The organism is Streptomyces fildesensis (assembly GCF_016107395.1).
GTDB classification, from domain to species: Bacteria; Actinomycetota; Actinomycetes; order Streptomycetales; family Streptomycetaceae; genus Actinacidiphila; species Actinacidiphila fildesensis.
Genome location: NZ_JAAIKO010000011.1, coordinates 79656 through 90519, shown reverse-complemented (window position 1 = coordinate 90519; position 10864 = coordinate 79656). Strand labels below are relative to the sequence as shown.

Annotated in this window: 8 protein-coding genes; all 8 read left to right on the top strand. The window is 70.3% G+C overall.

Features of this window, described 5'->3' with window-relative positions; translation table 11 throughout:
• Nucleotides 1-135 precede the first annotated feature (135 nt).
• Nucleotides 136-3366 (top strand): alpha-L-arabinofuranosidase family protein, encoded by a 3231-nt coding sequence (locus tag C6N31_RS18180; protein WP_198357840.1) that lies wholly within the window; start codon nucleotides 136-138, stop codon nucleotides 3364-3366.
• A 171-nt stretch (nucleotides 3367-3537) separates the two neighbouring features.
• Entirely contained in the window at nucleotides 3538-4188 is a 651-nt protein-coding gene (locus tag C6N31_RS18175) for a GntR family transcriptional regulator (RefSeq protein WP_138351585.1), read from the top strand.
• 71 nt (nucleotides 4189-4259) lie between these two features.
• Nucleotides 4260-5165, top strand: a complete 906-nt coding sequence (locus C6N31_RS18170; protein WP_198357864.1) for a dihydrodipicolinate synthase family protein — start codon at nucleotides 4260-4262, stop codon at nucleotides 5163-5165.
• Entirely contained in the window at nucleotides 5162-6883 is a 1722-nt protein-coding gene (gene araD / locus C6N31_RS18165) for an L-arabinonate dehydratase (RefSeq protein WP_198357839.1), read from the top strand. The genes C6N31_RS18170 and araD overlap by 4 nt, the downstream gene beginning before the upstream one ends.
• A 108-nt stretch (nucleotides 6884-6991) precedes the next feature.
• Complete coding sequence (locus C6N31_RS18160; protein WP_198357838.1) at nucleotides 6992-7897, top strand: carbohydrate ABC transporter permease; 906 nt, start codon at nucleotides 6992-6994, stop codon at nucleotides 7895-7897.
• Nucleotides 7894-8796, top strand: coding sequence for a carbohydrate ABC transporter permease (locus tag C6N31_RS18155; protein WP_138351588.1), 903 nt, complete (start codon nucleotides 7894-7896; stop codon nucleotides 8794-8796). The genes C6N31_RS18160 and C6N31_RS18155 overlap by 4 nt, the downstream gene beginning before the upstream one ends.
• Nucleotides 8797-8801: 5 nt before the next feature.
• Complete coding sequence (locus C6N31_RS18150) at nucleotides 8802-9959, top strand: Gfo/Idh/MocA family protein (RefSeq protein WP_198357837.1); 1158 nt, start codon at nucleotides 8802-8804, stop codon at nucleotides 9957-9959.
• Nucleotides 9959-10849 carry a DUF6807 domain-containing protein gene (locus C6N31_RS18145; protein WP_198357836.1) on the top strand — a complete coding sequence of 297 codons (891 nt, stop codon included), beginning with the start codon at nucleotides 9959-9961 and terminating at the stop codon, nucleotides 10847-10849. The genes C6N31_RS18150 and C6N31_RS18145 overlap by 1 nt, the downstream gene beginning before the upstream one ends.
• The last annotated feature ends 15 nt before the right edge of the window (nucleotides 10850-10864 follow it).

Here is a 10864-nt window from a genome sequence, read left to right as displayed (position 1 = left end):
ACGGCCGCGCGGTCCTGACCCGCGCGGTCGTGCGGCACGGGGACGAACATCCGCCCGCCACCCCGTCGGGCCCAGACCCCACCAGCACGTCCCGCGCCATGGAATCCACCCTTCCCCACCGTTCAAGGGAGACCCATGCACTTCACCAGATCCCTTCTGCCACGCCGCCATCACCGGCAACGGCTGCGTACCGCTGCCGTCCTCGCCACGAGCGCGGCGCTCCTCACCGTCGCGTTCGTCCCCCTCGCGGCCACCCCCGCGGCAGCCGACACCGCCCTCGCCGGACACTGGGCCCTGGACGAGGCCACCGGCAGCACGGCGGCCGACGACTCGAGTGGCGCCCACCCGGGCAGCCTCGGGGCCGGAGCCACCCACGTGGCTGGACAGGTGGGAGCCGGGAGCGTCGCGACGAACGGCACCGGCACCGGCAACATCGACCTCGGTGCCCCGATCGTCGACACCTCCGCCTCGTTCAGTGTCTCCGCCTGGGTGAAGCTCAACAACACCGACGGTTACCAGACCGCCGTCAGCATCGACGGCAGTGAGGTCAGCGGCTTCTACCTCGGACTGCGTGGCGACACCGGGACGTTCGCCTTCGCCCGGCTGCCCTCCGACACCCCCGGGGCGGCCGCCGTCGCAGCCGCCGTCGACACTCCGGCCGTCGGTACCTGGTACCACCTCACCGGGGTCCAGGACGCCGCGGCCGGCACGCTCGCGCTCTACGTCAACGGCGCGTTGCAGACGACCGTCGCGTACACCGCCCCGTGGAAGGCCGCCGGGCACGCGGTGGTCGGCCGCGGCAAATACGCCGGCACTCCGGTGGACTTCCTCAACGGAGGCGTGGACGACCTGCGGTTCTACACGGGGGCGCTCGCCGCGTCCGCGGTGACCGCACTGGACCAGCGCGCGCACTGGGCGTTCGAAGCGGGCACCGGAACCACCGCCGCGGACGACTCCGGCCACGGCCACCCCCTCACCCTGGGCGCGACGGCCGCGTGGACCACCGGCAGGACCGGTGGCCATGCGCTGCGGTCCAACGGGACCGCCGCCTCGTCCGCGACCGCCGCCACCGCCGCGACGGACACCTCGCAGCCGTTCTCGGTCTCGGCCTGGGTCAAGCTCAACACCCTCACCGGGTATCAGACCTTCGTGAGCGCGGACGGGACCGCCGTCTCCGGCTTCTATCTACAACTGCGGGGCGACACCGGAAAGTTCGCCTTCACTCGGTTGGCGTCGGACAGCTCCACGGCCACCGCGCGCCACGCCGACGCGACGGCCGCGCCCAGCACCGGCACCTGGTACCATCTCACCGGCGTCAGCGACAACGCGTCCGGTCAACTGAGGCTGTACGTCAACGGCATCCTGCAGTCCACGGTCGCCTACGCCACTCCGTGGAAGGCGTCCGCGGGCACAGCGGTCGGCCGCGGCAGGTTCAACGGCAACCCGGCCGACTTCGCCGACGCCACCATCGACGACGTGGTGATCCACGACCATCCGGTCACCGCTCCCGAGCTGGAGACGATCCTCGGCCAGGGCAACGGCACCCTCTCCGTCGACGCGGGCACCGCCGCGCACGCACTGCCCAGTGACTTCTTCGGCCTGATGACCGAGGACATCAACCACTCGGGCGAGGGCGGCCTGTACGGCGAACTGCTGCAGAACCGCTCCCTGATGGCCAGTGGCAACCCGGACTCGTGGTCCGCCGTCAGCTCCACCGGCGGCTCGGCGAGCATCACGCTGGACACGGCGAACCCGCTCAACACCGCGCTGACCCGCTCGCTGAAGGTCTCCCTGGCCAAGGCCACGGCCGGCAACCGGGCCGGGGTCGCCAACGGCGGCTTCTGGGGCATCCCCGTCAAGCCGTCCACCACCTACACCGCCTCGCTGTACGCCAAGGCCGCCCCCGGCTTCACCGGTCCGCTCAAGCTCTCCCTGGAGAGCACCGCGGGCACGCCGTACGCGACGGCCACCATCCCCGCCCTGACGAGCGGCTGGAAGAAGTACACCGTCACCCTGAAGACCGCGGCCGGCGCTCCCACCAGCTCCACCAACCGCTTCGTGCTCTCCTCGGAGAGCGCGACGGGAGCCACCTTGTGGCTGAGCAACGTCTCGCTCTTCCCGCCCACCTACAACAACCGCCCCAACGGCCTGCGGGTCGATCTGATGGAGAGGATGAAGGCCCTCAAGCCCTCCTTCATCCGGCTGCCGGGCGGCAACTACCTCGAGGGCAACACGGTCGCCGAACGCTTCGACTGGAAGAAGACCCTCGGCGCGACCGAGAGCCGGCCCGGCCACCAGGACCCTTGGGGCTACTGGTCCACGGACGGCCTCGGCCTGCTGGAATACCTCGAGTGGTGCGAAGACCTCGGCGCCCAGCCCCTCCTGGGGGTCTACGCCGGGTACTCCCTGCAGCACGACGTCGTCCCGCTGGACCAGCTCGGACCGTACGTCCAGGACGCCCTGGACGAGATCCAGTACGTCACCGGCGCCGTCACGACCCCCTGGGGGGCCAAGCGCGCCGCCGACGGGCGCCCCGCGCCGTTCCCCCTCAAGTACGTCGAGATCGGCAACGAGGACTGGTTCGACACCACCGGCAGTTACGACGGCGCCAACGGCCGCTACGCACAGTTCCACGATGCCATCAGGGCCGCCTACCCGGCGCTCAAGCTGATCGCCACCACCGCCGTCTCCGCGCGCACTCCCGATGTCCTGGACCTGCACAACTACCGCTCGCCCGGCTGGTTCAACGCGAACGCCAACGCCTACGACACCTACTCGCGGAGCGGCCCGAAGGTGTTCGAGGGGGAGTGGGCCTCCCAGGTCGGCCGGCCGACCCCGACACTGGCGGGCGCGATCGGTGACGCCTCCTGGCTCACCAATCTGCAGCGCAATTCCGATGTGGTGGCGATGGAGGCGTACGCCCCGCTGCTGGCCAATGTGAACAGCGTGCAGTGGAACACCAACCTGATCGCCTTCGACGCCTCGACCAGCTACAGCTCTCCCAGCGCCTACGTCCAGCAGATGATGGCCGCCGCCCACGGCGACCAGATCCTGGCCGCCTCGTACAGCGGCACCAGCACCGTCAACCAGGTGGTCAGCCGCTCGTCCAGCACCGGGAAGTACTACGTCACGGTCGTGAACCCGGGCGGCAATCCGCAGTCGATCACCGTCCGCCTGACGGGCGCCGGCGCGGCCGTCCCGACCACCGGCACCGCCGTCACGCTGACCTCCGCCCATCCGTCCGACACCAACACCATCACCGACCCCCGGCACGTCGCCCCGGTCACGACCGCGGTGACCGGCCTGGGAGCCACCTTCACCCGCACTTTCCCCGCCAACTCGGTCACCCAACTCACCATCGGCTGACCGGCCGAACGTCAGCGCGGCGTCGGCCGGCCTTCCCCGGCCGGCCGACGCCCGGGTGCGGGATCAGTTCTGTTCAAAGCATTGACGGACCTCCGGCGCGGCTCTACCTTTCATCGCGTCGTACTTCGTACGTCATATATGAGACGCGATACCTGAGATCTGAGAGCGCACATGACCTTTGCTCCCGCCCCGATCCCCTCCCGGACGCAGTACGTGCTGGAGGCGATCAAGCACGGCATCCTCACCGGGCAGTTGAGTCCTGGACAGCCACTCGTCGAGGCCGATCTGGCGGCGCAGTTCGGTGTCTCGAAGACCCCCGTGCGCGAGGCGCTCAAGACGCTGGCCGGTACCGGGCTCGTCGTGATGAGCCAGTACAAGGGCGTCACGGTGCGGACCGTGGATGCGGCCATGGCGCGGGAGATCTACGACGTGCGGCTGCTGCTGGAGCCCGAGGCGCTGCGCCGCAGCATCGTCAGGAAGGAGTCGCTCGCGGCGGCGCGGGACGCGCTCGTACGGGCCGAGGGCGCGGAGGACCGGGCCGACCGGAGCCTCGCCAACCGTGACTTCCACCGGGCGCTCTATCTGCCCTGCGGCAACCCGCTCCTGACGCGGATGCTCGACGAGGTGCGTGACCAGGCGGCCCTGGTGTCGACCGTCGCCTGGGCGGCCTCCCCCTCCTGGGAGCAGGAGGCCCGCGAGCACCAGGAGATCCTCCGGACGGCGCTCGCCGGCGACGCGGACGGCGCGGCCGGGCTGCTGCACGCCCACATCTCGGACTTCGTCCGCCGCGCGTTCCCCGACCACGAAGAGACGGGCGCCTGATGGACCGCTCCGAACCGACGCCCCGCTCCGAACCGACGCCCCGCTCCGAACCGACGCCCCGCTCCGAACCGATGGACCGTGCCGCGCTGCGGGCCGCGCTCGCCGATGTCGTCGCGATTCCGGTGACCCCGTTCGACGCCGACGGTGCGATCGACCGGACCGCGTACCGGCTTCTGCTGCGCAGGCTGCTGGACGGCGGCGTCCGGACGCTCACGCCCAACGGGAACACCGGCGAGTTCTACGCGCTGGCCCCCGAGGAGCGCCTCACGGTCGTCGAGGACACGCTCGCCGAGACCGCGCAGCGACCGGCCGTCGTCCTGGTGGGTGTCGGCCACGACGTGCCGACCGCCGTCGCCGCCGCCCGGCACGCGCGTGACCACGGTGCGCGGATGGTGATGGTGCACCAGCCCGTCCATCCCTATGTCTCGCCCGACGGGTGGGTGGACTACCACCGGGCCATCGCCGAGTCCGTCCCCGAACTGGGTGTAGTGCCCTACATCCGCAACCCGCTCCTCGGCGGCGACCGGATGGCACTGCTCGGCGACCTGTGCCCCAACGTGATCGGCGCGAAGTACGCGGTGCCGGACGCCGCCCGCTTCGCGGCCTTCGCGCGCGACGCCGGGCTCGACCGCTTCGTCTGGGTGGCAGGGCTCGCGGAGCTGTACGCGCCCGCCTACTGGGCGATGGGCGCCACCGGTTTCACCTCCGGCCTGGTCAACGTCGCCCCGTCCGTGTCGCTGGGCATGCTGACGGCCCTGCGCGCCGGGGACCATCCGGGAGCGATGAAGGTCTGGGAACAGATCCGCCCCTTCGAGGACCTGCGCGCCGCGCAGCAGTCCGCCAACAACGTCACCGTCGTCAAGGAGGCGCTCGCCGTCCTCGGCCTGTGCAGCCGCGAGGTGCGGCCGCCGAGCCGTCAGCTGCCCGACGCGCAGCGCGCCGAGGTCGCGGCACTCATCAAGGACTGGGCGATATGAGGAAGGCTCCCGAGGAAATGCGCAGCCACCGGTGGTACGGCACGGACGGGCTGCGCTCGTTCAGCCACCGGGCCCGCACCCGGCAGCTCGGCTATCTCCCCGAGGAGCACCTCGGCAAGCCGGTGATCGCGATTCTCAACACCTGGTCCGACATCAACCCCTGCCACTCCCACCTGCGGGAACGTGCTCAGGCGGTCAAGCGCGGGGTGTGGCAGGCGGGCGGTTTCCCACTGGAGTTCCCAGTGTCCACGCTCTCGGAGACCTTCCAGAAGCCGACGCCGATGCTCTACCGCAACCTCCTCGCCATGGAGACCGAGGAACTGCTGCGCTCGTACCCGGTGGACGGCGCCGTCCTGATGGGCGGCTGCGACAAGTCCACCCCGGCGCTGCTGATGGGCGCGGCCAGCATGGACCTGCCGGCCGTCTTCGTCCCGGCCGGACCCATGCTGCCGGGACACTGGCGCAATGAAGTGCTGGGCTCCGGCACGGACATGTGGAAGTACTGGGACGACCGGCGCGCCGGGCTGATCGGCGACGGCGAACTGGCAGAACTGGAGAACGGGCTCGCGCGTTCCCCCGGCCACTGCATGACGATGGGCACCGCCTCGACGCTGACGGCGGCCGCCGAGGCGCTGGGTGTCACGATGCCCGGCGCGTCCTCGATCCCCGCGGTCGACTCGGGTCACGAGCGGATGGCGGCCGCCTCGGGAGCGCGCATCGTCGAGCTGGTGTGGCAGGACCTGAGGCTGTCGCGGATTCTCACCCGTGACGCCTACGAGGACGCGGTCGCCACCGTCCTCGCCCTGGGCGGCTCCACCAATGCCGTGATCCATCTGATCGCGATGGCCGGCCGCTCCGGTGTCGAACTGACCCTCGACGACTTCGACCGCATCGCCCGCACAGTACCGGTGCTGGCGAACGTGCGCCCGGGCGGCCGGTATCTGATGGAGGACTTCCATTTCGCCGGCGGCCTGCCCGGCTTCCTCGCACAGCTGACGGACGTACTGCATCTGGAGCGCCCGACGGTGGCCCACCCCACGCTGCGCGAGCAGCTCGCGGGCGCGCTCGTCCACAACCCGGACGTCATCCGTCCCCGTGGCAACCCGCTGGCGGACGAAGGCGGGCTCGCGGTGCTGCGCGGCAACCTCTGTCCCGACGGCGCCGTCATCAAGCACATCGCCGCCGATCCCCAGCTGCTCAAGCACACCGGCCCGGCCGTGGTCTTCGACGACTACCGGGCGATGCAGTCCACCATCAACGACCCGGGGCTGGGCATCACCGCCGACAGCGTCCTGGTCCTGCGCGGCTCCGGCCCGCTCGGCGGCCCCGGGATGCCCGAGTACGGGATGCTGCCGATTCCCGATCACCTTCTCAAAGAGGGCGTGCGGGACATGGTCCGGATCTCCGACGCCCGGATGAGCGGCACCAGTTACGGGGCCTGCGTGCTGCACATCGCACCCGAGTCGTACGTCGGCGGCCCGCTCGCGCTCGTCCGCACCGGTGATCTGATCACCCTCGACGTGGAGGCCCGACGGCTCCACCTGGAGCTGGACGAACCCGAGTTGGAGCGCCGCCGCGCAGAGTGGCAGCCGCCACCGCCCCGCTTCTCACGCGGCTACGGCGCCCTCTACCAGGAACAGATCACCCAGGCCGACACCGGCTGCGACTTCCGTTTCCTGGCCAGGCCCGGCGAAGTGCCCGAGCCCTACGCGGGCTGAGCGCCCGCCGCAGCCCCCTTCCGCATCGCAACTGCCCCTGACGTTCGCCGTCCGGGACGCCGCACACCATTCAGCAAGCGCTTACCCCGTAGTGAAGGAGTCCCAGTCATGGCCATCGCCGTGGCGAAACCATCCCGGCGGCGCGACCGGCGCCTCCCGTATCTGCTGATAGCCCCGGCAGCCTTGCTGATGCTCGGGTTCATCGCCTACCCGATGATCAGCGTTCTCTACTACAGCCTGCAGGACTACAACGTCACCAAGCCCTGGCGGAACGGCTTCGCCGGTTTCTCCAACTTCACCAGGATCTTCACCGACGACCCGCTGTTCTGGCAGAGCCTGGCCTTCAGCGCCCGATGGGTCGTCGTCGAGGTGGGTCTGCAACTCGCCCTCGGACTGGTGCTGGCACTGCTGGTCAACCAGACCTTCATCGGCCGGGGCATCGCCCGCGCCCTGGTCTTCTCACCCTGGGCGGTCTCCGGCGTTCTGACGACCACCATCTGGATGCTGCTCTACAACCCGTCCACCGGGTTCAGCCGCTATCTCGCCGACGCCGGGATCGGCACCTACGGCACCTCGGTGCTCTCCGACACCGGCACCGTGTTCTGGGCGGCGGTCCTCGCCGAACTCTGGCGCGGCGTCCCCTTCTTCGCGATCCTCATCCTCGCCGACCTCCAGTCCATCCCCAAGGAGCTGTACGAGGCGGCCTCGGTCGACGGCGCGAACCGGTACCGGAAGCTCCTCCACATCACCCTGCCGCACCTGAGGGACGCGATCGTCCTGTCGACGCTGCTGCGCGGGGTCTGGGAGTTCAACAACGTCGACCTCCTGTACACCCTCACCGGCGGCGGACCGGCCGGCCAGACCACCACGCTGCCGCTGTACGTCGCCAACACCGGAGTCGACGGACACGACTTCGGCTACGCGTCGGCGCTGACCACCGTCGCCTTCGTGATCCTCCTCTTCTGCTCGATCCTCTATCTGCGCCTGAGCAAGTTCGGAGGCGACCGCACATGACCGCCGCACTCGCGGAGAAGGGCATCCGAGCGGTGCCTCCCGCTGGTATCACTCCGCCGCGTACCGCCCGGCGGCGGCGCCGCGCGGTGGACGACGGCACGCCTCGCTGGCAGATCTATCTGCCGCTCGGCCTGTACCTGCTGTTCACGCTCGTCCCGTTCTACTGGATGCTGCTGTTCGCGGTGCGGCCGGCAGGGTCGACGTCGCTGGTGCCCTGGCCCGCCACGGGCGAGCACTTCGCGAAGGTGTGGAACGAGCGGTCGTTCGGCATGTACTTCCAGAACAGCATGCTGGTCGGTGTCGCCACCCTGATCACCACCACTGTGGTGGCGCTGTGCGGCGGCTACGCGCTCGCCCGCTTCCGGTTCCGGGGCAAGAGCGCCTTCATGCTGGGGCTGTTGTGTTCGCAGTTCATCCCCGGCGCGCTGATGCTCGTCCCGCTCTTCGAGATCTTCAGGAACCTGCAGCTGATCAACTCACTGTGGAGCGTGATCATCGCGGAGACCGTGTTCCAACTGCCGCTGTCCATCATCCTGATCAGCGGCTTCATCAAGAACGTACCCATGGCGCTGGAGGAGGCCGCCTGGGTGGACGGCTGCTCGCGCTTCCGGGGGTTCTGCGCGGTGGTGCTGCCGGTGCTGCGGCCCGGTCTGATCGCGGTCGGCTCCTTCGCGTTCGTCCACAGCTGGAACCACTTCCTGTTCGCGCTGATGTTCCTCAGCTCGCAGGACAAGCAGACGATCCCGGTCGGCCTCAACACCCTGATCGGCGCCGACAGCGTCGATCTCGGAGCGCTGGCCGCGGGCGGCGTCGTGGCCGCCGTGCCGGTCGTGATCGTCTTCGCCTTCATCCAGAAGTGGCTGATCACAGGCTTCAGCGCCGGCGCGGTCAAGGGGTGAACGGCATGCGGGCGATACCCGTCGTACTGGCCGGCGCGCACGGCCACGGGCACTGGCATCTGGACAACCTGCGCAGACTCACCGCCGCCGGGACCGTACGGCTGGCCGGGGTGTGCGACGTGCGGCCGCCGGAGAAGGACCGGCTGGCCGGTCTCGGCACTCCGGCGCAAGGAGCCGACCTGGGGGAGCTGATCGACCGGACGGGCGCCGTCGTCGCGATCGTCTGCACACCGATCCACACCCATGCCGACCTGGCACTGACCGCCGCCGCCCATGGCGCGCACGTGCTGCTGGAGAAGCCCCCGACGCCGTCGTACGCCGAGTACGAACGACTGGTCGCCGGTCTCGAAGCGAGTGGCAGGGCCTGCCAGGTCGGCTTCCAGTCGCTCGGTTCGCAGGGCGTGACCGCGGTGCGCGAACTGATCGCCGACGGCGCGATCGGCCGCGTACGGGGCATCGGAGCGGCAGGCAACTGGGTGCGTGACGAGCAGTACTTCGCACGTGCCGCCTGGTCGGGGCGCCGCACCCTACGGGGTGTCGACGTGGTCGACGGCGTGCTCACCAACCCGCTGGCGCACGCCGTGGCCACCGCACTGCGGCTGGACGGCAGTGATCGTGCCACAGATGTGGCCGCGATCGAGACCGAACTCTTCCGCGCCAACGACATCGAGTCCGATGACACCTCCTGCGTCCGGATCAGGACCGCGCGCGGTACCCGGGTCACCGTCGCCGCCACGCTGTGCGCCGAGACCGCCGCCGAACCGTACATCGCCGTGCACGGCACAAGGGGCCGCATCACCTTCTGGTACAAGCAGGACCGGGTGCTGCTGCAGCGTGCCTCCCGCGGCCCCGAGGAGCGCGTCTTCGCGCGTACCGACCTGCTGGAGAACCTGTTGGCCCACATCGCGCACAGCGAGGAACTGCTCGTCCCGCCGCGCGCCACGGGCGCTTTCATGAAGGTCGTCGAGGCGATCCGTACCGCCGCCGATCCGATGCCGGTCCCCGGCCGCCTGTGGCGTGCCGTTGCGGGGGAGCGCTCCCAGCGGCGTGTGGTCCCGGGTGTCGACGGCCTGGTCGAAGCCGCCGCGCAGAGGCTCGCGCTCTTCTCGGAACTCGGCGCGCCCTGGGCCGTATCGCAGCAGTCCCGGGAGGTGCGCTGCTGATGACACCTCCCCTCGTACTGCGGTGCGGCGGCCGCGTCGTCGGCCGCTATGTCCACCGGCCCGAACTGGAACAGGAGTTGTCCCCGCGCCCGTATCTGCACCCGGTCCGAACCCTGGGCGGAGTGGCGGTCACCGAGCTGATGCCCGAGGACCACCGTCACCATCTGGGGGTGAGCGTCGCGGTCCCGGACGTGGAAGGCCGCAACTTCTGGGGCGGCCGGACCTTCGTCCGCGGCCGGGGACCCACCGGGCTGGACAACCACGGTGTGCAGCGGCATGGCGGTTGGCTCCGGCGGACGGCCGCCGGCTTCGCCGAGGAACTGTCCTGGACGGCCGACGATCGTGAGCTGCTGTACGAGCGGCGCACCGTCGGCGTCCGGCAGATCGACGACACCGCCTGGGCACTCGACTTCGCCTTCATGCTCACCAACACCACCGGCCGTCCGCTGAGCATCGGCAGCCCGACCACCAACGGCCGGCCCGGCGCGGGATACGGCGGCTTCTTCTGGCGGGCACCGAAGAACGGCCGCCTCCCGCGGGTCTTCAGCGCGGATGCGGACGGTGAGGAGGCGGTGCACGGCCGCCCGGCCGACTGGCTCGCGCTCGCCGGCGACGACTGGACGCTGGTGTTCAGCGGACCGGATCCGTGGTTCGTGCGCACCGACGAGTACCCCGGCGTCGGCTCCTCGCTCGCCGCGCGGGAGCGGCTGACGATGCCGGCGGCGGCCACCGTCACCCGGCGCATCGTGACCGGTATCGCGGACGGGCGGCTCGGCCGTGACGAGGCCGCGGCTCTGGCCCGCGCGATGACCGGCTTCCCGCATCGATCTCTCCAAACCCAGCTCCCTGTAACCCGCCCCCTGAATTCCACAACCGCAGCCCACGACTGAATCCCACAACCGAAA

Excerpts from the sequence above, each read along its gene's own strand:
- C6N31_RS18180 (WP_198357840.1), top strand. The coding sequence starts at position 136 with ATGCACTTCACCAGATCCCTTCTGCCACGCCGCCATCACCGGCAACGG.
- C6N31_RS18175 (WP_138351585.1), top strand. The coding sequence starts at position 3,538 with ATGACCTTTGCTCCCGCCCCGATCCCCTCCCGGACGCAGTACGTGCTG.
- C6N31_RS18170 (WP_198357864.1), top strand. The coding sequence starts at position 4,260 with ATGGACCGTGCCGCGCTGCGGGCCGCGCTCGCCGATGTCGTCGCGATT.
- araD (WP_198357839.1), top strand. The coding sequence starts at position 5,162 with ATGAGGAAGGCTCCCGAGGAAATGCGCAGCCACCGGTGGTACGGCACG.
- C6N31_RS18160 (WP_198357838.1), top strand. The coding sequence starts at position 6,992 with ATGGCCATCGCCGTGGCGAAACCATCCCGGCGGCGCGACCGGCGCCTC.
- C6N31_RS18155 (WP_138351588.1), top strand. The coding sequence starts at position 7,894 with ATGACCGCCGCACTCGCGGAGAAGGGCATCCGAGCGGTGCCTCCCGCT.
- C6N31_RS18150 (WP_198357837.1), top strand. The coding sequence starts at position 8,802 with ATGCGGGCGATACCCGTCGTACTGGCCGGCGCGCACGGCCACGGGCAC.
- C6N31_RS18145 (WP_198357836.1), top strand. The coding sequence starts at position 9,959 with ATGACACCTCCCCTCGTACTGCGGTGCGGCGGCCGCGTCGTCGGCCGC.